A 25,327-nucleotide genomic window follows, 5' to 3' on the forward strand; every position below is an offset into this window, starting at 1 on the left:
GTTAGAACCTTTCCGGGTCGAGCAGAGCGACCACCAGATACACGACGAGAGCGACCGACAGGACGACAAGAACAATGCTTATTGCCGCGGTCATCGCGCCTGCAATCCGCGTACGACGGCGACGCATGACGCGAAGCCCACGACCGTCAGAACCAGGTACCAGAAATCAGCCACGCAGGGATCATGGTCCCCGGCAGGTGCCTCACCTGCGTTCTTTACGACCCCTTGACGCGGGTATCGGGGCTCTTGATACGTCCTTAACGGGCTTCAACCAGCCGTTGACAGCCCGGACAAAAGTACGAGGAGCGGTTCATGAAAGCCTCCCGGCGCATGGCACGTCCGCACCGGCGGCACGGCTCACCTTCCCGCCCGTACGCCTCCAAAGAGCGCTCGAAGTAACCGGATTCACCGTTCACGTTCACATACAAATCGTCGAATGAGGTACCACCCTGAGCGAGCGCCAGGCGCATCACATCGGCGGCGCTGCCCAGCACCTCGGTGAGTTTCGCGCGGCTCATGCCGTCGGTGAGGCGGCGGCCATGCACCCGCGCCAGCCACAGTGCCTCGTCGGCGTAGATGTTCCCGATGCCCGAAACCACAGTCTGATCGAGCAGCGCGCGCTTGATCTCGGTGTGCTTACCGCGCAGCCGGGTCACCACAGCTGAGGCGTCGAACCTGTCGTCGAGCGGATCCCGCGCGATATGCGCCACCGGCTCGGGCAGTTCGCTTCCGTCCACGGTAACGAGATCGGTCACCATCCAGCCGCCGAAGGTGCGCTGATCGACGAAGCTCAGTATCGACCCGTCGTCCAGTGTGGCGGCGATACGCAAATGCTGGGGTCTGGAGATCGGCCCGATGAGCATCTGGCCGCTCATCCCGAGGTGGACGACCAGCGCCTGATCCTCACCCAGGATGAGCCACAGGTACTTTCCACGCCGACCGGTTCCGCTGATCTGTTGTCCGGCAAGCAGTCCCGCCATTTCGACGGCACCTCCAGCCTGCCTGCGCACGGCCCTCTCGTGGTGTACCGACACCGAGGCAATGCTCTTGCCGACGAGGTGGTGCTGCAGTCCGCGACGGACCACCTCCACCTCGGGAAGCTCAGGCACTCACCGCGCCCTTGGCTCTGCGCCCAGGGGCTCATCGCCGTTGATGCCGTTCCATGCCTCGGAGGCCGCCCGTTGTTCGGCCTCCTTCTTGGACCGGCCAACCCCGACTCCGTGCGCGGCGTCGTTGACCATCACGGTGGCAGTGAACTCCTTGTCATGATCCGGCCCGGTCGAGGTGACCGCATACGACGGCGCACCCCAACCCTTTTCCGCGGTGAGCTCCTGCAGGCTGGTCTTCCAGTCCAGACCGGCACCGAGCTTGGGCGCGATTTCCAACAGCTCGCCGAACAACCGCAACACCGCCGTCCGGGCAGTCTCCAGGCCGTATTCCAGATAGACCGCGCCAAGAATCGACTCCATGCCGTCGGCAAGGATGCTGGACTTGTTGCGACCGCCGGTGTTTTCCTCGCCCTTACCGAGGAGCAGGTGTGCCCCCAGGCCGTCGCCAGTCAGGCCGCGCGCCACCCCCGCCAGCGCCTGGGTGTTGACGATGCTGGCACGCAGCTTCGCCAGATCACCCTCCGAGCGGTCGGGATGGTCCTGGTACAACGTTTCGGTAATCGTCAGCCCGAGAACAGCATCCCCGAGAAACTCAAGTCTCTCGTTGGTGGGCAGGCCGCCGTTCTCGTAGGCATAGCTGCGATGCGTCAGCGCCAGCGTGAGCAGATCGTCACCGATGTGCACACCAATCGCGGCACGCAGGTCTTCGTACCGATTCTCTGGCGCAGGACTCACTGATCGTCACCGAAATTGGCGAGCTTGGCCCACCGCGGGTCGATCCGGTCATGCTGGTGGCCGGGTTCGGCTGTCGCCAAGGCGATTCCGCACTCGGGGCACAGTCCCGGGCAATCGGGCCGGCACAGCGGAGCCAGTGACAGATCGGGCACGATGGCATCCACAATGGTCTGTTCGAGATCGATCAGACCATCATCAACCCGATGCACCTCGTCTTCCTCAGTGGTCGCCTCGGTCTCGCTGTCCGGATACGCGAAGAGCTCGGTGATGGTGGCATCCGCGTGGCCGGTGATCGGCTCGAGGCAGCGCGAACACTGCCCCTCGAGGTCAGCGGCGACATCCCCGGTAACGAGGACACCTTCCGAGACCGATTCAAGGCGCAAATCCAAGTCGACGTCGGTGCCCTCGGGAATGGCGATCAGATCGACACCGATCCGCACGGGGCTGGGGAACGACCGCTGCACCGGCAGCATCGACCCAGGGCGTCGTCCAAGCCCGAGGGCCAGGACGTCGAGAACGAAAGGTCCAGGTCCTGGCATAAACCTAATGTTAACGCTGCACGTAGTCGTGGGTACCAGCGCCGGTACGCAGCTGGTGACGTCCACGGCCCACCGAGCGCAACGTGCCGTTGAGGTAGTCCTCGAACTCGGCCAGCTTGTTGTCGACGTAGATATCGCATTCACCGCGCAGACGGTCGGCCTCGGCGTGCGCCGTGTCGATCAGCCGGGTGGATTCTGATGTTGCCGCCTGCACGACCTCGGTCTGCGCCACCAGGCGCTGCTGCTCCTTGATGCCTTCCTGCACGGCCTTGTCATAGGAGGCGTTGCCGGAATCGACCAGGCGATCGGCCTCTGCCTTGGCGCGCGCGACGGTGCTCTCCTGGTCCCGCTTCGCGTTGGCGAGGGTGCGGGCCGCCTCTTCGCGCGCCTCACCGACGGTCTGGTCGGCGTGGTTGCGCGCCTCGGCGACCATGCGGTCAGCCTGCGCCTTGGCGTCGGCCAGCAGCCTGTCGGCCTCGCCGCGGGCGTGGCTGAGGGTCTGTTCGGCATCGGCGTTCGACTTGCCGATCACCGTCTCGTGATGCTCCTTGGCCTCGCGCAGCAATGAGTCGCGGGCGTCGAGGACGTCTTGGGCGTCATCGAGTTCGCCGGGGATGGCGTCCTTGATGTCGTCGATCAGTTCGAGGACATCGCCGCGGGGCACGACGCATCCAGCGGTCATCGGAACGCCGCGCGCTTCTTCCACGATGGCGCCCAGCTCGTCGAGCGCTTCAAATACTCGGTACACGGCTACACCCTTCACGCGAGTTTCCACTGTTACCAGTGTGCCTGGTGTGACAGCTGTGACGCCGCTAGCTGACCGGTGTGTCGGCTATTTCTGCACGGTCACATTTCTATTGTTCAGTGTCCTTCACTGCCGTGAAATTCTCGCGAGAAGTCGTTCATGAACCGACGGAGGTAGCAACGCCGAGACGTCTCCCCCGTACGTCGCCACCTCCTTGGCAAGCGAGGACGAGACAAACGAGTACGCCGGTGCGGTGGCGACAAAGAAAGTGTCAACCCCGGCGATGTGTTTGTTCATCTGAGCCATCTGGAGCTCGTATTCGAAATCGGTGCCAGTGCGCAGCCCCTTGACGATCGCGCCCAGCCCCCGTTCGCGCACGAAGTTGACCAGCAGCCCCTGCCCGGATTCGACGCGCAGGTTGGGCAGGTCGGCGGTGGACTCGCGGATCATCTCGATGCGCTCGTCGATGGTGAACATGCCCGCTTTGTTGGGGTTGATCAACACCGCGACGACCACCTCGTCGAACTGCGCCGCGGCACGCTCGAACACATCCAGATGCCCGAGGGTCACCGGATCGAACGAGCCGGGGCAGACAGCTCCCGTCATGCGGACGATTTGGTGGCCGAGCGAATGCCGATGCCGCTTCCGATTTGCAGCACACCGATCACGATGAGCCAGATGCCGACCACGAGGGTGAGGGTGACGATCGAGCTGATCGGGTAGACGATGAGCACGATGCCCGCGATCGTCGAGATGATCCCGCTGAAGATCTGCCAGCCACGCCCTGGGAGGTCCTTGTCACCTACCGCCGTGATGGTGCCCGCGATGCCCTGAGCGATCCAGCCGACGCCGATCCAGATGGCCAGCAGCAGAATCGAATTCAGCTCATCTTTGAAGCACAGCACACCGAGGACGAACGAAATCGCGCCGGTGAGGAACAACAGCACCCGCATGCCAGCGGAGGACACCGGCAGCGTGAAGGCGAAGACGACCTGGGCGATACCGGATATCACGAGATATGCGCCGAAAGCGTATGCGGCGACGAGCACAGTGACTTGAGGCCATATCAGGACCACAGCGCCAACGATTACGGCCAAAACTCCTGATACCACCGCAGATTTCCAGAGATGCTTGACGAGATCCTGCCCGACACTTGTAGTCATGCCGCCTAGCGTATTTCTTCTAGAACGGTGACGGGGAGTTATCGGCGGCGATTCGCGCGGCCCATTGCGTATTACGCCGAACCCGCTCGCCTCGGTTGGGGTTCCGCTCGGCAGCGCATTCCACGCACGACCGAAAGGCGCTCACGTAGGTCCCGGCCGAACTGCCCGAGAGGGCGCGCGGGACACACAGTGGGGCTGGGGTGAAACCGGCGGCCAGCAACCTTGTTAGCTGGAAGCCACCATCCCCTCCGTCTCAACTATTGGCGCATCTTCTCGCGCCGCGCGGCGAGCGCGGTTTTCCCGGAGTGCTTGCTGCGCGGACTCCAGGGTGATCTTGCGTGGATCGATCCCTTCCCGCTCAAAGCCGCTCACTGCAATCGGCAAGTAGAAAAACTTTAGCGGGAGGAGACGCTCGAGAACCGCGTGGAACCGCCGATACATACCCATAAAGCGACGCAAGATATCGTCGTCCTCGGGGGTCCACTCTAAATTGAACAGCTCCTGTACATGGGGCGGATAACTATTGACAACGACTTGTCGCCGCGCCACCAGCCAGGGCCACACAAATTTCTTCATGACCGGCGGCCACCATCGCGGCGCCGGGCGACGCTCCATAAATTGGTCCAGCATGACCTGAGTTACCTGTGAACTCACCAAATGGTTACGCTCAATGTTTTCCAGATACCGCTCGAAATCTTCGAATGTATCCGGCTGAGAACTATCGTCCACCCCCCACATGCTGTACCACTCCTTTGATTCCTCAAATATCTGCGCTTTCACCGCCCGTGGCATGGACCCGTCGAAATACAGCCGCTCGGTCACCATTGTCATCAGGTAATAAAAGAAGGTGACATGCGCGAAGTAGAAGGTTTCCGCATTCAAAGCATGAAACGTGCCGTCATGCAGCGTGCCCTTGACGGACTTGTGCATATTTCGAGTCTTAAGTCCGTACTTCTTCGCATCTTCCGGAGCGTCGTACACCGAACCATAAATGTAATCGCGGGATCTCTGACGCCGTTGCTTGTATATCTTAGCGCGTGCGCGGAATGAACTGTCGCCACTGAAAAGAACAGAACCCGCGGTCGCTCTCCCCATCTGCGGCCACGCCCCCGCAATGGGATTCAGCACCCCGCTGCCGAAATACATCACGTCAAGACGCCCCCAATACTTCCATATCAGGGAATTAGCAGGAATCGGATGCTGAAAAAGATCTTTCCGCGACAAACTGTTGTCGCCGGTGAATTCTGTCACCCTGGCTTCTTCGGGAATCACTAGCTCTGGATCAAATGTCGTCTGCATGATTTTCTTGAATGCCTTGATGCCCCGGACCACCATGTCAAACTCCTTGCGTTGCCGATACCCGTTACTTGGTTAGCTTCGGTACCCGACCGTTCACACGCCCAGCCTTCCGTAGCTGGTCGACCCCCTCACCACATGACCATCGCCATTTTGACTATGACCAATTTCACATCAGAAAGTGATGATGCTCCCGGTACCACCCAAAATCAAGTGTCGATACGGATAGTTCGGAGCAGACCGAATCAAGTACGAAGACGGTCCATAACTGGGTTTCCCGCCATCACGTGCTTACTCCACTACGTCTAGAACAGATACGTCAGTCCGAGCACCAGGACGGCAACAATTACGCTCCGCGATATCCACTCTTTTTACCCCACCCTTGCGGATTAGCTGAGCGACTAGCTTCCCGGTTGATCGGCGGCCGAGGCCTGATCATCGGGCGGGTGCGGGCATTTACTGGAGTTAACAGGCGCCTGGTTTTGCATCGACGCCAGCGTGCTGTCGGGAATTACTCCGGCGAACCTATCGCCCACGGACTTCAGCAGAGCGCCGGATCTACAGATCTCGTTGGCGGGTGATACCGGACTGGTCGGTGACAGCACGGGCCCATCGGTCGCGAGCGGTCCGCCAGGTGCGGTCAGTGGGCCGTTGGCCGACAGCGGGCCGTTGGGTGATAACAACGGACCCTCCGCCGACAGCGGACCACCGGGCGCTCCCAGGCCCGCAACCGGTGCCGGCAATCCCGCGGAGAGAGCGTCACTGGTAAGCGATGGACTTCCCGGAGCCTTTGCACCTCCCGGCAAGAGGTTCGCCACTGGCGACGGGGGCGCGGGCGGAGCCGTCGGCTCGCCATCATCGGCAAGCGCAATGCCAGCAGCAGCGACCGATACCGCACCAGAAGCGACGGCCACCAATACCGCTCTACACCACATGGTCAATGAGCGTAAGCGTCATTCACCCGACGTGCTGGCCGAGCCAGGCGGTGAGACGCTGCCAGGCATCGGCCGCCGCGCCGGGGCCGTATCGCGGACCGCTGTCGTTGAAGAAGGCATGGTCGGCACCGGGTTCGATGACGATCTCGTGAATCAGTCCCGCCTTCTGCAGCGCCTCGGCGGCGTGGTCCTTCGATGCGGTCACGCGCTTGTCGAGCTCACCGTAGAACGCGAGGACAGCGGCCTTTGACCGCGAGAAGTCAGGGTTATCCGGGAGCGGCCCATAAAACGGCACCGCCGCTCCGAGTCTCGGCTCCCCCGACGCCAAGAGCTGCCACACCAAACCACCACCGAAGCAGAAGCCCACCACACCTGCGGGCTTTCCGGGCGCCCGTCGCAGAATCTCGTCGACGCCGGACTTCAGGTCCGCGACGAAGCGATCGGAGGAGACCTTTCCCAGTGCCGCCGTCGCCCCGGCAGGGTCTGTGAACGTTGAGGTACCGCCCTCCTCCGAGAGCAGGTCGATGGCCAGCGACGAATATCCCACGCCCGCAAGCCGTCCCGAGACGGAACGTACCCATTCAGTAAGGCCCTTGTTCTCGTGGATCACCAACACCGAGCCGCGCGGTTGCGATGCTGTCGCCCATGCCCCCTGCAGCGTGCCGTTCGGTCCGCTCCACGTGATCGGCTCGGTGGCGACGGATTTGTCCATGCCCGGAGGCGGCGACGTGGAAGCTGACGCGGGGGTCGCCGCGGGCTTGTTGTCACTGCCGCAGGCCGCGATGAGTGCGCTGGCGGCGGCGGTACCGACACCCAGGAGTGCAAGCCGGCGGATGGCCTCACGCCGGGACAGCAGTCCCTCAACATGGTCCGTGGCGATCTCCTCGGCGATGTACCGCTGCAGCGGGGTCATACCGAGAAGTGTGCGCCCAACAGGTAAACGGTGGCTGTGGATCGCCTGGACGGTTACAGGGACCCGAGCTCTAGACGGGTCCCGCCATACTTGCGGGACGTCACCTCCCAACCATCCGGCCACACCGCCTCGGGGCCCGACGCATCGCGCTCCAGCACAACCAGAGCGTCGTCATTCACCCAATGGTCGGTGAGGCGCCCCAGCAGGGCCGAAACCTCCTCGGCCGACACCGAATACGGTGGATCCGCGAGGACAAGATCGTACGCACGGTTGGGTGATGTCGACAGAAACGCCGACACCGGCAACTGTCGCAGCTCGGTACCCGGGAGCCCCACCGTCGCAATATTGGCCGAGATCACCTTCGATGCACCGGCGTTCGATTCCACGAACATCACGTGATCCGCGCCGCGCGACAGCGCCTCCAACCCCAGCGCGCCGGAACCCGCGAACAAATCGAGCACCGCGATCGCATCAAAATCCAGGCGCGCCTCCAGCATGCTGAACAGCGCTTCCCGCACCCGATCCGTGGTGGGCCGGGTTCCCTTCGGCGGCACCGCGATCCGGCGCCCGCCTGCCGCGCCGGCGATGATCCGGGTCAGCTGATCACCACCAGCAGATCCCCGCCCTCAACCTGTGCGGTCTCGGTCAACGCCACCCGTGAAACGGTGCCCGCCTTGGGCGCGGTGATGGAGGCTTCCATCTTCATGGCCTCAATCGTGCCGATGGTCTCCCCGGCCGAAATTTCTTGACCGGACACCACATTGAGCGTCACCACACCCGCAAACGGCGCGGGCACGTGATCCGCATTTGTCCGGTCGGCCTTCTCGGCGCTGGCCACCGCGCTGTCGATGCTCCGATCTCGCACCTGCACGGGACGCAGCTGGCCATTGAGGATGCACATAACGGTGCGCATACCGCGCTCGTCGGCATCGGAGATCGCCTCGATCCCGATGAGCAGCTCGACGCCCCTCTCCAGTTTGACGCGGTGTTCCTCGCCGTACCGCAGGCCGTAGAAGAACTGGTTTGCCGACAGCCGCGAGGTGTCACCGTACTGCTCGCGGTGTGCCAGGAACTCCTTGGTGGGGCCGGGGAACAGCAGCCGGTTCAACGCGGCCCGTCGGGTCGCGCTATCGCCGTCGAGCTGGTTCTCGTCATCGGCCGTCAGCGCCACCTCGGCACGGGCCGGACCGCGGCCCTCGAGCGCGCGGGTCCGGAACGGCTCGGGCCAGCCGCCAGGTGGATCACCCAGTTCACCGCGCAGGAATCCGATCACCGACTCCGGGATATCGAAACGTCCTGGATCCGAGGCGAATTCGTCGGCACCTACTCCGGTGCCCACCAATGCCAGCGCCAGGTCGCCCACTACCTTCGAGGACGGGGTCACCTTAACCAGGCGGCCGAGCATCCGGTCGGCGGCGGCATACCGTGCCTCGATTTCCTCGAACCGGTCCCCCAGCCCCAGCGCGATCGCCTGCTGGCGCAGATTCGAGAGCTGTCCACCCGGGATCTCATGCGTGTACACCCGGCCGGTGGGTGACGGCAGCCCGGATTCGAAGGGAGCGTAGACCTTTCGCAGCGCCTCCCAGTACGGCTCCAGATCGCACACCGCGGTGAGCGACACGCCGGAGTCGTACTCGCTGTGCGCGGCCGCCGCCACGATCGCCGATAACGAAGGCTGGCTGGTGGTGCCGGCCATGGGTGCGGCGGCGCCGTCCACCGCATCGGCTCCCGCCTGCCAGGCCGCCAGATATGTGGCCAGTTGTCCGCCTGCCGTGTCATGCGTATGCACGTGCACGGGTAGGTCGAACCGCGACCGCAGCGCAGAGACCAATGTCGCGGCCGCCGGCGGGCGCAGCAGGCCGGCCATGTCCTTGATCGCCAAAACATGCGCACCCGCATCGACGATCTGCTCCGCAAGCTTCAGGTAGTAGTCCAGCGTGTACAGGTTCTCAGCGGGGTTGGACAGATCGCCGGTGTAGCACATGGCCACCTCGGCCACCGAGGTCCCGACCTCACGCACCGCGTCAATCGCCGGACGCATGGCCTCAATATTGTTGAGCGCATCGAAGATTCGATAGATATCCACGCCGGTGGCGCTCGCCTCGCGAATGAACGCCTTGGTCACCGTCTCCGGATACGGCGTGTACCCCACCGTATTCCGACCACGTAGCAACATCTGCAGGCAGATGTTGGGAACTGCCTCCCGCAGGTCGGCAAGCCGCTCCCACGGATCTTCCTTCAGGAAGCGCAGCCCCACATCGTAGGTCGCGCCACCCCAGGCCTCGATCGACAACAGCTCGGGCGTCAGCCGCGCCACATAGGGCGCGACCGCCAATAGGCCGGTGGTGCGTACCCGGGTGGCCAGCAGCGACTGATGCGCATCGCGGAAGGTGGTGTCGGTCAGGCCAACAGCCTTCTGATCGCGCAGTGCCTTCGCGAAACCCTCAGGCCCCAAGGCCAACAGCCGCTGGCGCGACCCATCGGGCGGCGGTACCGAGAGGTCGATGGCGGGCAGCTTGTCGGCCGGGTACACCTTCGAAGGCTTGGCACCGTGTGGCTTGTTGACGGTCACATCGGCCAGGTAGTTCAGGATCTTCGTGCCGCGGTCGGCCGAGGATCGCGCCGTCAGCAGCTGGGGACGCTCCTCGATGAACGAGGTCGTGACGTGGCCGGCCTGGAAGTCGGGATCGTCTAGAACCGCTTGCAGGAAGGGGATATTGGTCGCGACACCGCGAATGCGGAACTCGGCCACGGCTCGTCGGGCACGAGACACCGCGGTCTGGAAGTCCCGCCCGCGGCAGGTCAGCTTCACCAGCATCGAGTCGAAGTGCGCGCCTACCTCGGCGCCGAGCGTCGTCCCGCCGTCCAGACGGATGCCCGCGCCACCGGGGCTGCGGTAGGCGGTGATGCGCCCAGTATCGGGACGGAATCCGTTGGCCGGATCCTCCGTGGTGATCCGGCATTGCAGGGCAAAACCCCGCGGTTTGATCGAATTCTGGTCCAGTCCAAGATCGTCGAGCGTCTCACCGGCGGCGATGCGCAGCTGGCTCGCCACCAGGTCCACATCGGTGATCTCCTCGGTCACCGTGTGTTCCACCTGAATCCGGGGATTCATCTCGATGAAGACGTGACGGCCGCGCTCGTCGAGCAGGAACTCGACGGTACCGGCGCAGCTGTACCCGATATGGCGGGCGAAAGCCACGGCGTCTGAACAGATCTGTGCACGCAGCTCGGCGGACAGGTTGGGCGCGGGGGCCAGCTCGATGACCTTCTGATGCCGCCGCTGCACGCTACAGTCACGCTCGTAGAGGTGGATGACGTTGCCTGCGGTATCGGCGAGGATCTGCACCTCGATATGCCGCGGGTTGATGACGGCCTGCTCCAGGAAGACGGTGGGGTCTCCGAACGCCGACTCCGCCTCGCGGCTCGCCGCCTCGATCGCCTCACGCAGCTGCTCGCGCTCGGCAACGCGGCGCATGCCGCGGCCACCGCCACCGGCGACTGCCTTGACGAACACCGGGAACTCCATCGACTCGGCGGCCGTCAGCAGTTCCTCGACCGAGGCCGAGGGCTGCGAGGACGTCAGCACCGGCAGCCCGGCCTCGCGCGCGGCGGCGATGGCCCTGGCCTTGTTACCCGTCAGCTCCAGGACGTCGGCAGGGGGTCCCACAAAGGTGATCCCCGCCTTCGCGCACGCCGCGGCAAGATCGGGATTCTCGGACAGGAACCCGTACCCGGGGTAGATCGCGTCGGCGCCGGCATTCTTCGCCGCGTCGACGACCGCGGAGACAGACAGGTACGCCCGGACCGGGTGTCCCTTCTCCCCAATCTGGTACGCCTCGTCGGCTTTGAGCCGATGGCCCGAGTTGCGGTCTTCATACGGGTAGACAGCGACGGTCTCGGCACCTAGTTCGTAGGCGGCACGAAACGCTCGGATCGCGATCTCACCGCGGTTGGCGACAAGAACCTTCGAGAACATGAACAGAGACGCTACCGTGAGGATTCAGTGGATGCGCGTCCGCTTGGATTCACAAAAACGCTGCCGCCACGGTGAGGACACCTGCGCAAATGTCAGAGCAGCGTTGACCAGTAATCCCAGAATCGTTCGAGGATCATCAGGATCACCGCAGCGAACCAGAACGCCACCAGCGACCATCGCCACTGGTACAGAATTCTGGCCCAGCGGTGAGATCCCAATGGCCGCAAGGCAACCGAAGTGCTCACGACGAGCAAAGGAATCGTCACCGACCACACCACCATGCAATATGGGCATAACGCGTTGATCCGGTACAGGCTCTGGAAGATCAACCAGTGGACGAAGATCGTCCCCAACAGGGTCCCGATGGCCAGGCCACCCCAATACCAGCGCGGCAACTCCACCTTCGCGACGCTGAGGACGCCGGTGACAAGTACCACAGTGAAGGCGACGATGCCGATGAGGGAATTGGGGAACCCGAAGGCCGACGCCTGCTCGGTCGTCATCACCGAACCGCAGGAAATGACCGGATTGAGGCTGCAGGACGGAACGTACGTCGGGTCGAGCAGAATCTCGATCTTCTCGATGGTGAGGGCAAGCGCGGCGGCCAGCCCCGCTACGCCCGCGACGAGCACATACCAGGCGGTCGCGGGGCGGACGGTGACGGTCATTTAGCAGCAGCAGCCGCCGCGACCGCTTTCTCCAGGTCGGCCGGGCTGGTTGCCTTCCCGAAGTCCCAGTCCTTGCCGTTGATCCGGATGGTGGGTGTGGCCTGGATGTTGAGCTTCGGACCGAGCTCCTTGACCATGTTGATGTACTTCTTGTCCTTGACGCACTTGGAGACCGCGTCGGACGCCCCGACACTCTTGGCGAGCTCGATCAGCTTCTTGTCATCTGGCCAGGTCGGGCCGACCTCACTGGGCTGATTTTCGTAGAGCGCTTTGTGATACTTGCGGAACAGCTCATCGGACTGGTCGGCCACACAGTAGGCCGCCGCCGACGCGCGGGACGAGTAGTCACGCTTGAACTTCGGCGCGTCCAGAATCGCCACCAGGTTGTACTCGGCCTTGACCGCGCCGCTGTCGATGAGCTTCTCCACCGTCGGGCCGAACTCCTGCTCGAACATGGCACAGGCCGGGCAGATCGGGTCCTCGATCAGCGTCAGGACCACCTTGGGATCCTTGCCGGGGGCAACCACACTCACGGCCTTGACCTCACCCGCCGGCGGCGCGGGTGGACCCGGATCCTTCTTGTTCTTGACGACGATGAAGCCCACCAGCCCGGCGGCGAACAGCACGACGATGGCCGTGAGCGCGATTTGGATCAGCTGGCTTCGGCGCTGCTCCGCCTTCTTGAGGTCGTAGCTGGGGGGTTGCTTCGGTTTGGCCACCCGCACAGCCTACCGGGCAGAAATTAGCGAGATAGGTGCGCGCGCAGCGCCGATGTCAGCTCGTCCACGGCGGCCGATGGCGCACCACCCAGCCGGGCCATGTTGTAGAACCCGTGAATCAGTGGGCCCTGTACCCGCAGGTCCACCGGCACTCCCGCCGCGCGCAGCTTTTCCGCGTACTCATTGCCCTCGTCGCGCAGCGGATCGAAGCCGGCCGTCGTGATGAGGGCGGGCGGCAATCCCGCGAGGTTGTCGGCCAGAATCGGTGACACCTGAGGATCGGCCTTGTCGATCTCCGACCCGTCGAGATAGTGGCTTTCGAACCCGTCCATGGCGGCCTTCGTCAGGAAGAAGCCCTCGGCGAACAGATCGCGTGACGGCCTGCGGACGGTGAAGTCGACGGCCGGATAAATCAGGAACTGCAGCAGGGGCGGCTGCGCACCGGTATCGCGCGCCTGCTGCGCGACCACGGCAGCCAGGTTGCCGCCCGCGCTGTCGCCGCCCACCGCGATCCGGTCCGGTGCGACGCCGAGCTCGGCCGCATGTTCGACGGCCCACAGGTAGGCGGCCAGGCAGTCCTGGGCAGGGACGGGAGCCTTGTGTTCGGGAGCCAGCCGGTAATCGACCGACAGCACCGAGACGCCAGCGTCACGACAGGTCTGCCGGCACGGCTGATCGTGCGTCTCCAGGTCGCCGATCACCCAGCCGCCGCCGTGAAAGAACACCAGTAATACACCGGTGCGGTCGACGACAGGCTTGTAGTGACGGACGCCAATGGGTCCGGCGGGACCGGGGATGGAGAAGTTACGTACCTGCCCCACCGGGGTGCTGAACTGCAGCAATCCGGCCTGTTTGCGCATGGTGGCACGGTCCAAGGCGACATCGTCACTACTGGTCATTTCACCCTCACCCGTAAGCGCCATACCGCGCAGCAGCAGCTGGGTCGACGGGTCGAGGATGTTGCCATCGATGATCACCTGACGCCCGGCCATGGCGCGTCGCAGCGGAATCGGAATGTGCGGTGCCGCGGCGGTACTGACACGCAGGGCGAGATCTTGTACGGGGCTCACGTGCTTACGGTAGCTTTCGGCACCCGCGTCTAGAAACTGAACCGTCGAAGGCAATGCGGCGCAGTGGATTCCACGCCCCTATAGGGTGCCCGAATGGATATCGGCATCGCCCTGCCCTTTATGTGCCGGGAATACACCCGCGAATCGACGATCGCCTGGGCGCGCCTGGCCGACGAGGGACCGTTCTCCACGCTCTCGTCCGGCGAGCGCATCTCCTATCACAACCAGGACATGTGGATAACGCTCGCGGGAGCGGCGGCTGTCACCAAACGGATCCGATTACTCGCGAATGTCTCTGTGCTGCCGGCCCATCCGGTGCCGTTGGTCGCCAAGCAGGCGGCGACGCTGGATGTGCTGTCCGAGGGCCGATTCACCCTAGGGGTCGGCGTCGGTGGCCGCGAACACGACTATCGCTCACTGGACGCATCCTTCGACCGGCGCCATCAGCGCCTCGATGACCAGGTGGCCGAGCTGCGACGGCTGTGGCGCGGCGAGCCCCCGTTCGAGGGCGCCGACCCGGTGGGACCCACACCCGTGCAGGCCGGTGGTCCCCCCATCGTCGCTGCCGCGATCGGCCCCAAATCCCTGGCCCGTGCCGCACGATGGGCCGACGGCATCACGGGCTTCAGCGTTTCCGGGGCGCCCGCGGAGCTCGCGTACTCCGCCGGCGCCGCGCGCGCGGCATGGCAAGAGGCCGGGCATGCCGATCCCCCAGTCCTGTCCAGCGGCTGCTTCTACGCGTTGGGCATCCCCGACGCGGAAGCCGAACTCAAGCAGTTCACCGCCGACTACCTCGCCATCTTCGGATCTCAGATCGCCGAGAACGTCCCGAAGACATTGACCAACTTCGACGCCGACGCCCTGGGCCGCACTCTCGACGGAGCCGAAGAGGCCGGGCTCGACGAATTCATCCTGGTGCCAGCGGCATCCGATATCGCGGTGATCGAGGCAACGATCGAGCTCATCCAGGCGCGGCTTACCACCGCGTCGTAAGTGGTTCAGGCCCGGCGAGCGCCGGGAATTCGGGAACGACTTCTTCAATCAACTGCTGAACTGCTTCGACAGCCGGACGTGAGCCGTGCTGCACGCCGAGCGCACCGTGATTGATGCCGGCCTCACGCCACCGGCCCAGTAAATCGAGCAGCCCCTCGGTACCGGTGTGCAGCACGAATCCGCCGCGTAGTGGCGTTGGCGGCGTCTTGGGGTTCTCCGCGAGATCGATCCACTCGTTGGTAACCACCGGCCGGAACTCTTGTCCCGGAACGAGTTCGCGCCACGTCGTGATCTTCCGGCCGAGCTCGTCAGTCCCCACCCGGTCCGCGGGACCCGGATAGACCAACCACCCATCGGCGTTCTCGGCAATCCACGTCGGCTCCTGTTGCGAGGAGCCCGTCACGAGCAACGGGACCCGGCGAGCCGCCGGCTTCGGCAGGAGATCCAGTCCGCCGCCAAAGGTGCTGCGGTGACCGGTAATACACGGAGCATTTTCCTCCGTCAGTGCCCGAAACCACCTCACCGCCTCTCGGTACCGCTGTCCCCGTGTCGCATGATCGATGCCATATGCCGGGTATTCGGTGGCCCGATCCCCCGATGCGGCGCCGATGATCAGACGTCCACCAGAGAGTTGATCGATAGAGGCCGATTGTTTGGCGATATCGATCGGGTGACGCAGCGAGAAGACGATGCTGCCCGCGGCGAGCGAGATTCTGCTGGTCTGGGCAGCAAGCCAGGCGAGGTAGGTCCAGGGGTCGAATACCTGCCCCACATCCCGGAAGCCGGGGTCGTAGAGCGGAACATCCCGAACCCATACGGCGGCGAACTCCGAATCGTCGGCCGCCCTGATGATCTGGCCCTGGCCCGCCATCGATTGCATCGACTGGCTATACGGCCACAGCGGCAAGAACAGCCCAACCGTCAACGCGCCCGGCGCGAACATTCTTGTGTACCCGGGATGGCCAGTGAGTAGATCGCGCACCAAAACCTCCATTAGATCGAACGCTCTAGTGTCACCGTAACAGAAACTAGAGTGAACGCTCTAGGAGAGGTAGTCTCGGGGACGTGGACGCACCCGATACACGCACGCGGCTCGTCACCGCGACGGCCGCGTTACTTCAACGACAGGGGTACGAGGCGACGAGCGTCAAGCGCATCATCGCCGAGGCCGGCGCGACATACGGCTCCCTCTATCACTTCTTCCCCAATGGAAAAGAGGAACTCGCGGCCGAGGCATTGCGTTTCGGCGCAGAGGAATTCGCAGATCTGCTGCGCCGCGGACTGAGCAGCTCACGTGATCCGGCCACGGCCATCGCGCAATGCGCGACACTCCTTGCCGATGACCTCCGCGGGTCTGACTGGTCGGACGGTTGCCCCGTCGCCGCGACTGCGCTGGAAATCATAGGCCGCTCGCCATCCATCCAGCAGGCGGCCGACGATTCCCTGCGACTGTGGCGACAATTGATCGCCAACAAGCTCCGCGAAGGAGGGTTCACCACGGCGGTAGCCGACGACCTGGCCTGCACGACGGTTTCAATTCTGGAAGGCGCCGAGCTCATCGCGCGGGTGTCCAGTGACGACGAGCCGCTGCGCGCGGCGTCACGTCACCTCAAGATCCTTATCGAGTCAATCCGCTGAGGCGAGCTGCCGAGCAGCGAAATCCGCGGCCTGGTTGGTCATTCCGTTGTCTCCGTACGAGCCGTGCGCGGTGTTGTCACTGCCGTCCGGGGAGCAGATCGGATCCTCGGGGACGCACATATCGACGGTCTTGCCCGCGTACAGGTGCCCGATAGTGATCGGAGGGGCCATGTTGTCGACGCGTTGCAAAAACCCGCTGGATGGCTTGCCGAACAATGCCACCGCCGCAACATGGTCGGCCACATCGGGAGGCATCGGCCCGGTGAGCCCCTCCGGCAGATCGAAGCCCACGGGTACCGAGTCTGCGGTGGTGTACGCGACAACGGCCGCGCCCTGAGAGAAACCACCGAGAACGATCTTCGTATCGGGGCACCGAGCCGAGATTTCCTTGACGCGGTTACTCGCATCGATGACCCCATCGGCCGCGGTGGCAAAGGCCAGCGACGCGGGGTACTCGACGGGATAGACCTCAACGGACTTGCCCTTGGTCCGCGCTCGCAGCGCGTTAACAAACGCCTCTCCGGTCCCACCGACACCGGGTGGCTCAAATGTCCCCCGCGCGAACACGACCTCGACATCGGGACATGCCGCGGCAACCGCCGAAGGAATGCCGACCGGCGAACTCAACAGCGCAACAACCACCGCCACGGCAAGTAACCAGGCCCACCGAATTCTCTTCATTTACGACCACCACCTGTTTGGGCTTTCCCCTTTGTCTACCACAGATTCAACAGGTGTGGACAGCTCCGAGCTGCGCACCCGCCGAACGAGCACAATTCCATTTTCCATGAAAGCCGTTATCCACCAAACACTTCCAAAAGTGCTTGACGAGCGACCGCCTCTCCACCCTGCAACTGCGGGGATCACTCCGTCAACTCCGGAATGCGCCGACCCGCGACGAAGAGGCCCAGATACTTACGCGGTAATTTCGCGTGCCGCGTTCAATATGGGGATGAAGTAGGCGCCGGCGAATCTTCTGGCTTCGTCGTCGGTGTCAGTGGAAAGTACCTTCGAAGGCGTAAGCAGGAGCGTCCCGGTAATCCGCATGATGAGCTCCGCCGCCTGCTTGGCGCCGGCCTCGGGGAACGAGTCCCCCATCAACCGCGCGGCTAGAGCGGAAAGCACCAACTGGTAGTTACCGTCTTCGGTCTCAAACAGGCTTGTCGATATCGAATCAGCTTCGTACTCCTTGAGAGCCGTCACCACCGGATTCGTCCGGCATTCACGCATTCCCGCGACGAATAACTCGACAACCTGGTCCTCGACCTTCATATCGGCATCCAGCAGTGGTGCCAACCTGAGAAAGAACTGAATTACCTCACGAGTGACCACTGCCGTCACCATGTCGTCCTTGTCGCCGCATCGTCGGTTCAAAGTCTGCCGAGAAACCTTGGCGCGCTTCGCAATATCGGCGACCGCAGCGCGGCGGAAACCGTGCGCAACAAACTCCGCGCGCGCGGCATCAAGAAGCCGCTCCCGTTCATCATCCTCGGCGTCAGCGTGCCCAGATGGCCATTGCGCCCAGATCGCACCCAGATCCACGGATAGTCATGCTACCTCTTGACGCTGGGACACTGTTACATCTACAGTCCAATGTCTCATGGATGATGGAATTTTCTCGATCCGAGTCGACGACGACGTCTGCATGGGGGCCGGGTACTGCTACGGCTCCTACCCACGGCTATTTCAGGAAAACCCCAACGGCACCAGTGCCGTGAAGGGGACGGGTGATCCCGAATTACTTGATGACGCAAACAAAGCCAGCCAGATCTGCCCGTCCGGGGCGATCGAAATCCATCAACGAGAGGACTGACATTGACTACTGCAGCCGCTCAATGTCCGGCGCATGGTCAGCTTCCGACCACAGATCTACCGCGGTGGACCACCGGCCGTCGCGCGGCGATCGCTTCCCTCAAGGAGGATCCGTTCTGGCCCACTCGCAAGCCATTGCGCGCAGCATTCAGCTTGGCAACGGGTTGGGGACGTGATCGCCCGATACCGCCGGGGCCCATCGGGCTGCCCTTTGTTGGCTCAGCGATCCCCATGGCGCGCAACCCATATAAGTTCCTGCAGGACTGCCATCGCAAATACGGGGATATCTATCGGGTTCCGCTGCCGATACATCCATTGGTCCTAGCCAATCACCCTGATCTGGTGAGCGAGTTCATGGAGAACACCGAACTCAAATACAGCATGTCTGCGCCGATCCAAGGCCGTCGAATCCAGAGGGCAATCACGAGTGTGGGCTGCCCAGTGCAGGTACTCGAGGGCCAGGCCCTTCGCGACAGACGCAAGAGGCTCATGCCCATGTTCGGTAAGAAGCACCTCGCGGTGGTTTCAGACAAGTTCGTCGAGGTGTTCACTGATCGCATCGATCGCTGGCTCGCAGTCACCGGCACTGGCCGGGAGGTAAACCTCCAAGCGGAGCTGCCGAAGATCGTGCTCCCGGCGTTCATGTACGCCATGTTCTCGACGAAACTGTCCGACGACGAAATTCTGCATGCAGACACGGCGACTCGATCCGTGATGCGCGCCATCGCTTCTGGGCTCTTTCTGGCAACACCGCCGAACATCTTCCCGCTGCGGGGCAAGGAGAATCTGCCGGTCTCGGGTGCGCACCTGATACGAACCATTCGTCGGATAGTCCAGGAACGGCGGGCGAATCCGACCGACGATGCGGATCTGCTCAACATCCTGCTCACCGCGCGTAACGACCTCAGTAACCCGCTCACCGAGGTCGATGTGTACTCGGAGATCATGTCGGCTATCGGCGGTGGTTACGAAACGATCGTCGCTTCGATGTCATGGACTCTCGCACTGCTCCTGCAGCATCCGGAACATCTAGAGCGTCTATATGACGAGATCGCCGTTCTCGATGGCGACACGCCCACCCCCGACGATCTGCCCAATTTGCCATGGGCACGAGCATGTTTCGACGAGGGTCAGCGGCTCCAAGGCGCGCCAATCAACCCGAGATACGCGATGGAAGACACCGAGCTCGGTGGATACCCCATCCCCAAATACACCCTGGTTGCGAGTTCGCTGTACGTGGTACACCGAGACCCACGGTGGTGGGGCGAAAATGCCGACGTGTACGACCCGATGCAGTTCTTCGATCAGGACAGGGTCAATGCGCGTCCGCGCTTGGCATTCCAGGCCTTCGGCGCTGGACCGCACCACTGCATGGGCACCGGCATGGCCTACATGATGGCTCAATATCTACTGGCGATCATCTTCCAGCGGTATCGCCTGCATTTGCGGCCAGGGTGGCAACCCCAACAATTCTTCAGCCTATCGACATTGGTCAAGGGTGGCGTGCCCGCGACAATCACCAAGGCTTGAAACGCCTCTCACACAAGCCATCACGAGAAAGGAAAGACATGACCAACACCGAGGCCAGGAGCCAGAATTCGCATGCGCCGGATTGGAATATAAAGGCTCCCGCTGGACGCGTACACGCGCCGGTCGCCGAATCCGACGCACTGATCGAGCCCTTCTTGCGACGTTGCAAGGAACAGGAAGACATGTACGTCGCGGCCGGCTTCCCGCTGGACGGGATCACCGAGTTCTGGCGTCAGTGGTTCGCAGCCTGGAACGACGATTCGCCAGAAGCACTCGAGGACTGCTGGGCCGAGGACCTCGTATGGACGATGTCCAATACGGGCCAACTGGAATTTCACGGTCGCAGCCATACCGGCGACTTCGCGCGGCTCGGGTACCTGTTCACGCGCGAACTCGGCTTCTATCCGTGGGACGGAACAGACACTCACTTGCCTTACTACGACTTCTTCAACGGTCAGGTACGGGCGGCCTTCCCATATTCGGGATCCACACGATTTTTCTGGAACAGCGCAATCCCATGGCCACGCAGGCCAGTTCGCGGCTGCGGCGTCGACCGCTACATCCTCCGTAAGGAGAGCGGGGAATGGCGGATCGCGCGGATCGATACCGACCAAGACTTCTTGGCCGCGCTCATGCAGATGCTGCCATTTGCCGATGGAACGACGCGGTTCATAGCCTGGCTTACGCGCACCCTCCCGACCGTGGGACGCAGGCTGGGTCTCTATGAGAGGGAAGCTCTCTACAGCCGGGAGTATGCAGCAAGTCGGCGCGCCAGGGGTCTACCGCGCAGGATGCGATGACCAAATTTCAAGTATTGGTTACCCCTACGGGAGTCAATTCGGGCAGGTCTGCGCGGCCTCTCTGACGGCCTTCGCTGAACGCTCGTCGATCGAAAGATGGTATCCACGAACCACTTCCGCGAACTGCATGGCGTACTGACACCAGAATGCCTTGTTGGGCGGCATCCAACTGGACGGAGCCTGATCGCCCTTGTCCATGTTCGGCTGCCCTTGCACCGCGATCAGATTGGCTGGGTCATTGGCGAAGCGCCAGCGCATGGACGGTTGCCATTCTCGCGCGCCCATGTCCCAGGCGTACGCCAACGGCACGATGTGGTCGATCTGGACGGCTTCACCGCTTTTCGGGCCGCGAGTGAAGCCGATCTGCGCTCCCGTGTACGGATCATGCAGGGCGCCGGTGCGCACCGCGTTGGGGCACCGCCTGGTGTACACAAAGCTCTTCTCGGTGAGATCACGGTTGAGGATGTCGTTACGGGTGTCGCAGCCGTTGCGCCCACCCGGGGCATCGGTGTCATCGGACCAGGAGTCGCCGAACTGGTCGCGCTCGTAATCCTTGCTCCGCACCCGCTTGGGCACCACCGTCACCCCGGCGAGGGGGTCGCGCCCCGGTGCGAGTGTCGGGATGTTTGTCTGGGCGGCAACCGCATTGGCACGCTGCAGCCGGTAGCGGGCCGACACCTGGTAGGCCACCACCACCGCGATCGCCGTAGCGATGGCGACGATCAGGAGGGTGCGATTCCTCACGACTTGTCCAGATACTCGATCTGGTCGGCGATCAGGAACCGCTGCGCCATCCTGGCCAGCTCCGGACGCCCCGTCAGCTCGGGGTCATCTGCACAGGCCCGCACCGCCATGTCCCGCGCCGTCTCGATCATGTCGCGGTGATCCATGAGTGAGAGCAGCCGTAGGTTCACCGCCCGACCCGACTGGTCGCGACCCAGTACATCGCCCTCGCGCCGCTCCGCCAGGTCCAGATCGGCCAGGCTGAACCCGTCGAGGGTGTCCTGCACCGCGCGCAACCGCCGGCCCGCCGAACCCGCTGGGCTGCACGGACTTACCAGCAGGCACAGGCCCTTGTTGCCCCCGCGGCCGACGCGACCGCGCAGCTGGTGCAGCTGACTGATGCCGAACCGATCCGCATCCATGATCAGCATGACCGTCGCGTTCGGTACATCCACACCGACCTCGATCACCGTGGTGCACACCAGCACGTCGATCTCGCCCGCGCCGAACGCCGTCATGACGGCATCCTTCTGCTCCGAGGGCAGCCGCCCGTGCAGCAGACCTACACGCAGGCCCGGCAGCAGCGAGCCGCGAATGGTCTCGTACAACTCGGTCACGGGGACCGGCGGTGGGCGCTTCTCCCCTGAATCCTCTGGAGCACTATCTTTGTCGTCGGCGTCGATTCGCGATGCAACCACGTAGGCTTGCCTACCGGCGTTCACCTCCTCGGCGATCCGTTCCCAGCCGCGCGCCAACCAGCCCGGCTTCTCGCGGGTGAACACCGCGGTGGTGGTTATGGGCTGACGTCCGCGGGGCAGCTCCCGCAGCGTCGAGGTCTCCAGGTCGCCGAACACCGTGAGCGCCACCGTGCGCGGTATGGGGGTAGCCGTCATCACCAGCAGATGCGGCACGATGCCCTCCGGAGCCTTGGCCCGCAGCCGATCCCGCTGCTCAACACCGAAGCGGTGTTGCTCGTCAACGACCACCAAGCCCAGATTGTGGAAATCGACCGAATCCTGCAGCAGCGCATGGGTTCCGATGACGATGCCCGCAAGCCCGGTCGCCACATCTGCCTTGATCTGTTTCTTGACCGCCGGCGACATCGATCCGGTGAGCAGCGCAATGCTCGTTGCGTCGTCGGGAGCCCCCAATTCCCCTGCGGTAGCCAACGGTCCGAGCATGGCCCGGAGGGAGCGCGCATGCTGAACCGCCAGCACCTCGGTGGGCGCCAACAGCGCGCACTGATATCCGGCGTCGATGGCTTGCATCATCGCCAGCAGCGCCACGATCGTCTTACCGGAGCCGACCTCACCCTGCAGCAGCCTGTTCATCGGCTTCACCCCGACAAGATCGGCACCGATCTCGGCGACCACCTGCTGCTGCCCCTCGGTGAGCTCGAAGGGCAACTGGCCCAACAGATCCTCACGTAGCCGTCCTTCGGCGAGCGACATCGGCGGGCCTGCCGACCCGATATCGCTGCCGCGCCGCATCGCCAACGCCAGCTGCAGACCTAACGCCTCGTCGAAGGCCAGACGGCGACGAGCCCGCTTCTGGTCGTCTTTGTCCTCCGACATGTGGATCGTGCGCAATGCCTCGTCCAGGGACATCAGATTGTGTTCTGCCAATACGGCTTCCGGCAGCGCCTCGGGCACCGGATCCAGCTGCGCAAGTACCTGGTCGATGCACCGATAGATATCCCAGCTTTCCAGATTCTTGGTTGCGGGATAGATGGGAAACACGTTGCGCTGGAAGGCCGAAATGGCCGTGGAGGCGTCGCGCGCCGTTCCGGCGATGCCTCGCAGCGCGGTACTCCCCCGCGTCTCTGTGCTCTCGCCGAGTGCGGTCTCCAGCACCAGATAATCGGGATGCGTCAGCTGGGACTTGCCCCGAAACTCCCCGACGGCGCCCGAGAGCATCACCCGATTGCCCACCTCGAGGTCGCGTTTCACCTTGTGCGGGTGGAAGAACGTGGCCTGCACACCATGGGGGGCGCTGCCCAACATGACGGAGAGGAACTGACCCTTGCGGTTCTTCATGGATCGCAGTTCCGCCGAGGTGATGAATCCCACCAGGGTGGTGTGCTCACCGGGTTTGGCCCGGTTTCCGTCCTGTTCGTCGCGCAGGCTGAAGTCGGTGCTGTACCGGCGCGGGTAGTGGTGCAGAAGATCCTCGACGGTCAGCAGACCGAATTCTGCGTCGAGAACGTCGGAGGCCTTGTGACCCAATACGTGATCCAGGCGATCGGCGAGAGTAACCATCTACGCTCAGTTACTCCACACCGATGTGTACGACGTCGGTGTGTTGACCGGTGCCGTAGATCATCACCTCGACACCGCCGTGGTGCGATCGGATGTGCTCGACCAGTGCCTCGGCAAGCGAATCATCCACACCTTCGGACAACAAGACCGTCACCAACTCCCCGCCGGAAGACAACATTATGCTCACCAAAGCCTTTGTGGCATTGGCAATATCGTGGTTCAGAACCAAAACCTCGTCACCGATGATGCCCATCGCATCCCCGGGCTCGCAGGTCCCGGACCAGGTGAGCGCACGCTCGGTGGCCACCCGCACCAACCCGAACCGAGTAGCACCCGCCGCACGCGCCATGGTGTAGCTGTCGTCGACGGCCATCCGTTCCGGATCATGCACCGCCAGCGCCGCCAACCCCTGCGCCATGGACGCCGCGGGCAGCGGAATTACCGTGATTCCCCACCCACGCGCCGCCGCGCAGACCGCCACCAGCTCCTCGGGTGGCATCAAACCGTTGGGCAACACCATGATTTGGTGCGCGCCGCTGTCAACCACCGCGTCCAGTAGACGTTTCGCGCTTGCCGGGGGCTCGTCGACCCGCAGCACCTGAGCCCCCTCGCTGGAGAACAGCGCCGCCGCTCCATCGCCTTCGGCTAGCGCCAGTACCCGGCGGTGCCGATGCCGTCCGTCATGATGGCCGCCGCCGACATCACCGCGCAGGGAGGAAATCTGAATCGACTGCGGGACACCAAATTTTATGCCCGCCTCAATGGCCGCGCCGGCGTCGTTGACGTGGGCGTGCACCGAGTGGCCCATCTCGCCGTCGCCGGCGATGGCCACCGAGTCGCCCATCTCGTCGAGCTGGGTACGCAGGTCGGCGATCTGCAGCTCGTCGCACCCGCACAGCAGATACATCACCTCAAACTCCGGTGGCAGCTCGCGTGGCGGGTCGAGGTTCAGACCGCGTGACCCGCCACCGGGTCCGGCCACCCATACCTGCGAGGCCGCGCTCTTCGGGGGCGACGGGCTGTACTCGCGGCGATTCGGCAGCTCCCCGGCCACCACCGACACCAAGGCATCGAGGATGACCACCAGACCCCGGGCCCCGGCGTCCACCACACCGTTGTCGGCAAGCACATCGAGTTGCTTGGGCGTCTTCTCCAGGGCGGCCACTGCAGCTTCCGCCGCGGTGTTAACGATCCGACCGAGCTCGTCGTCACCGCCGTCGGCGTGCACACCGTCGGCGGCATCGGCGGCGGCCTGCAGCACCGAGACGATGGTGCCCTCGACGGGCGTGCTCATCGAGGCGATGACGAACTGTGATGCCTGATGCAGCCCGCGACGCACCACCACAGCCCCGATGGCGTCGTGGTCGGCGGCGGCATCGGCAATCCCCCGCACGATCTGCGACAGAATGACTCCCGAATTCCCCCGGGCACCGTGCACGGCCCCACGGGCCAGGGCTGCGGCGACCTGCGCGATGGTCGAGCCGTCATCCAGCGCCTCGGCGGCGTTGACCGCCGATCGCATGGTGAACAGCATGTTGGTACCGGTATCGGCGTCGGCGACCGGGAACACGTTCAGCCGGTTGATTTCGTCGCTACGTGCGATCAACCCCTCGACGGAGGCACGCGCCCATTCGAGCAGCGCAGCGCTGTCCAGAACCGAGAGCTGCATGTGAGAAGCCTATCTGCGGGAGCTGACACGACC

26 protein-coding genes are annotated in these 25,327 nt (G+C 63.6%); 5 read left to right on the forward strand and 21 right to left on the reverse strand.

Translation table 11 applies throughout. The annotated features are described in order from the left end of the window. Position 1 precedes the first annotated feature (1 nt). From kdpF to FZI91_RS00805, 15 genes are all read right to left on the reverse strand, one after another. Entirely contained in the window at positions 2 to 94 is a 93-nt protein-coding gene (gene kdpF / locus FZI91_RS00735; RefSeq protein ID WP_155937645.1) for a K(+)-transporting ATPase subunit F, read from the reverse strand. Between the two features lie 163 nt (positions 95 to 257). Continuing rightward, complete coding sequence (mutM, locus tag FZI91_RS00740) at positions 258 to 1,109, reverse strand: bifunctional DNA-formamidopyrimidine glycosylase/DNA-(apurinic or apyrimidinic site) lyase (RefSeq protein ID WP_162525849.1); 852 nt, start codon at positions 1,107 to 1,109, stop codon at positions 258 to 260. Then, positions 1,110 to 1,844, reverse strand: coding sequence for a ribonuclease III (gene rnc, locus FZI91_RS00745; RefSeq protein ID WP_162525850.1), 735 nt, complete (start codon positions 1,842 to 1,844; stop codon positions 1,110 to 1,112). Next, positions 1,841 to 2,383, reverse strand: coding sequence for a DUF177 domain-containing protein (locus tag FZI91_RS00750; RefSeq protein ID WP_203448799.1), 543 nt, complete (start codon positions 2,381 to 2,383; stop codon positions 1,841 to 1,843). The genes rnc and FZI91_RS00750 overlap by 4 nt, the downstream gene beginning before the upstream one ends. A gap of 10 nt (positions 2,384 to 2,393) precedes the next feature. Next, on the reverse strand, positions 2,394 to 3,131 hold the full coding sequence (gene sepIVA / locus FZI91_RS00755) for a cell division protein SepIVA (RefSeq protein ID WP_162525851.1): 738 nt from the start codon (positions 3,129 to 3,131) through the stop codon (positions 2,394 to 2,396). A gap of 123 nt (positions 3,132 to 3,254) precedes the next feature. Continuing rightward, complete coding sequence (coaD, locus tag FZI91_RS00760) at positions 3,255 to 3,734, reverse strand: pantetheine-phosphate adenylyltransferase (protein ID WP_155936834.1); 480 nt, start codon at positions 3,732 to 3,734, stop codon at positions 3,255 to 3,257. After that, positions 3,731 to 4,291 carry an HdeD family acid-resistance protein gene (locus tag FZI91_RS00765; RefSeq protein ID WP_155936835.1) on the reverse strand — a complete coding sequence of 187 codons (561 nt, stop codon included), beginning with the start codon at positions 4,289 to 4,291 and terminating at the stop codon, positions 3,731 to 3,733. Before FZI91_RS00765 ends, coaD begins: the two co-directional genes overlap by 4 nt. Positions 4,292 to 4,516: 225 nt before the next feature. Continuing rightward, on the reverse strand, positions 4,517 to 5,626 hold the full coding sequence (locus tag FZI91_RS00770; RefSeq protein WP_155936836.1) for an oxygenase MpaB family protein: 1,110 nt from the start codon (positions 5,624 to 5,626) through the stop codon (positions 4,517 to 4,519). Between the two features lie 362 nt (positions 5,627 to 5,988). Beyond that, entirely contained in the window at positions 5,989 to 6,504 is a 516-nt protein-coding gene (locus FZI91_RS00775; RefSeq protein WP_155937649.1) for a hypothetical protein, read from the reverse strand. A gap of 40 nt (positions 6,505 to 6,544) precedes the next feature. Beyond that, the gene (locus FZI91_RS00780; protein WP_155936837.1) at positions 6,545 to 7,435 is read right to left on the reverse strand and encodes a dienelactone hydrolase family protein; all 891 of its coding nucleotides are present in this window, start codon (positions 7,433 to 7,435) and stop codon (positions 6,545 to 6,547) included. A 53-nt stretch (positions 7,436 to 7,488) separates the two neighbouring features. Further along, complete coding sequence (gene rsmD, locus FZI91_RS00785; RefSeq protein ID WP_155936838.1) at positions 7,489 to 8,034, reverse strand: 16S rRNA (guanine(966)-N(2))-methyltransferase RsmD; 546 nt, start codon at positions 8,032 to 8,034, stop codon at positions 7,489 to 7,491. Next, positions 8,031 to 11,414: a pyruvate carboxylase gene (locus tag FZI91_RS00790; RefSeq protein ID WP_155936839.1), complete on the reverse strand. Its 3,384-nt coding sequence runs from the start codon at positions 11,412 to 11,414 to the stop codon at positions 8,031 to 8,033. Before FZI91_RS00790 ends, rsmD begins: the two co-directional genes overlap by 4 nt. Before the next feature lie 92 nt (positions 11,415 to 11,506). Further along, positions 11,507 to 12,082: a vitamin K epoxide reductase family protein gene (locus tag FZI91_RS00795; protein ID WP_155936840.1), complete on the reverse strand. Its 576-nt coding sequence runs from the start codon at positions 12,080 to 12,082 to the stop codon at positions 11,507 to 11,509. Continuing rightward, entirely contained in the window at positions 12,079 to 12,801 is a 723-nt protein-coding gene (locus FZI91_RS00800; RefSeq protein WP_162525852.1) for a thioredoxin domain-containing protein, read from the reverse strand. The genes FZI91_RS00795 and FZI91_RS00800 overlap by 4 nt, the downstream gene beginning before the upstream one ends. Before the next feature lie 23 nt (positions 12,802 to 12,824). Continuing rightward, positions 12,825 to 13,871, reverse strand: coding sequence for an alpha/beta hydrolase (locus tag FZI91_RS00805; protein ID WP_162525853.1), 1,047 nt, complete (start codon positions 13,869 to 13,871; stop codon positions 12,825 to 12,827). Positions 13,872 to 13,964: 93 nt separating this feature from the next. Between FZI91_RS00805 and FZI91_RS00810 the strand changes: the two genes are divergently transcribed. Beyond that, on the forward strand, positions 13,965 to 14,864 hold the full coding sequence (locus FZI91_RS00810; RefSeq protein WP_155936842.1) for an LLM class flavin-dependent oxidoreductase: 900 nt from the start codon (positions 13,965 to 13,967) through the stop codon (positions 14,862 to 14,864). Here FZI91_RS00810 and FZI91_RS00815 read toward each other — a convergent pair. Further along, entirely contained in the window at positions 14,848 to 15,858 is a 1,011-nt protein-coding gene (locus FZI91_RS00815) for an LLM class oxidoreductase (RefSeq protein ID WP_203448800.1), read from the reverse strand. The two genes, FZI91_RS00810 and FZI91_RS00815, sit on opposite strands and share 17 nt — an antisense overlap. A gap of 71 nt (positions 15,859 to 15,929) precedes the next feature. Between FZI91_RS00815 and FZI91_RS00820 the strand changes: the two genes are divergently transcribed. After that, entirely contained in the window at positions 15,930 to 16,502 is a 573-nt protein-coding gene (locus FZI91_RS00820; RefSeq protein ID WP_162525854.1) for a TetR/AcrR family transcriptional regulator, read from the forward strand. Here the strand turns inward: FZI91_RS00820 and FZI91_RS00825 are convergent. Then, a complete protein-coding gene (locus FZI91_RS00825; protein WP_155936843.1) occupies positions 16,491 to 17,183 on the reverse strand; it encodes a cutinase family protein in 693 nt (230 codons plus the stop codon). The genes FZI91_RS00820 and FZI91_RS00825 overlap by 12 nt on opposite strands. A 234-nt stretch (positions 17,184 to 17,417) precedes the next feature. Further along, entirely contained in the window at positions 17,418 to 18,044 is a 627-nt protein-coding gene (locus tag FZI91_RS00830) for a TetR/AcrR family transcriptional regulator (RefSeq protein WP_162525855.1), read from the reverse strand. 58 nt (positions 18,045 to 18,102) lie between these two features. Here FZI91_RS00830 and FZI91_RS00835 point away from each other — a divergent pair, with 58 nt between their 5' ends. The 3 genes from FZI91_RS00835 (at position 18,103) to FZI91_RS00845 (ending at position 20,644) form a co-directional block, all read left to right on the forward strand. Next, positions 18,103 to 18,315 carry a ferredoxin gene (locus tag FZI91_RS00835; RefSeq protein WP_155936844.1) on the forward strand — a complete coding sequence of 71 codons (213 nt, stop codon included), beginning with the start codon at positions 18,103 to 18,105 and terminating at the stop codon, positions 18,313 to 18,315. 197 nt (positions 18,316 to 18,512) lie between these two features. After that, positions 18,513 to 19,844: a cytochrome P450 gene (locus FZI91_RS00840; protein WP_309224092.1), complete on the forward strand. Its 1,332-nt coding sequence runs from the start codon at positions 18,513 to 18,515 to the stop codon at positions 19,842 to 19,844. A gap of 38 nt (positions 19,845 to 19,882) precedes the next feature. Then, positions 19,883 to 20,644: a nuclear transport factor 2 family protein gene (locus FZI91_RS00845; RefSeq protein ID WP_155936845.1), complete on the forward strand. Its 762-nt coding sequence runs from the start codon at positions 19,883 to 19,885 to the stop codon at positions 20,642 to 20,644. Positions 20,645 to 20,677: 33 nt separating this feature from the next. Here the strand turns inward: FZI91_RS00845 and FZI91_RS00850 are convergent, their stop codons facing one another. From FZI91_RS00850 to FZI91_RS00860, 3 genes are read right to left on the reverse strand one after another with little or no spacing between them, the layout of a single operon-like run. After that, positions 20,678 to 21,388 carry an HNH endonuclease family protein gene (locus FZI91_RS00850; protein ID WP_162525856.1) on the reverse strand — a complete coding sequence of 237 codons (711 nt, stop codon included), beginning with the start codon at positions 21,386 to 21,388 and terminating at the stop codon, positions 20,678 to 20,680. Then, positions 21,385 to 23,625, reverse strand: a complete 2,241-nt coding sequence (gene recG / locus FZI91_RS00855) for an ATP-dependent DNA helicase RecG (RefSeq protein ID WP_155936846.1) — start codon at positions 23,623 to 23,625, stop codon at positions 21,385 to 21,387. The genes FZI91_RS00850 and recG overlap by 4 nt, the downstream gene beginning before the upstream one ends. A 10-nt stretch (positions 23,626 to 23,635) precedes the next feature. After that, positions 23,636 to 25,294, reverse strand: a complete 1,659-nt coding sequence (locus FZI91_RS00860) for a DAK2 domain-containing protein (RefSeq protein WP_155936847.1) — start codon at positions 25,292 to 25,294, stop codon at positions 23,636 to 23,638. Positions 25,295 to 25,327: the final 33 nt, after the last annotated feature.

Source organism: Mycobacteroides sp. CBMA 271 (assembly GCF_009729205.1).
Lineage (GTDB): Bacteria > Actinomycetota > Actinomycetes > Mycobacteriales > Mycobacteriaceae > Mycobacterium.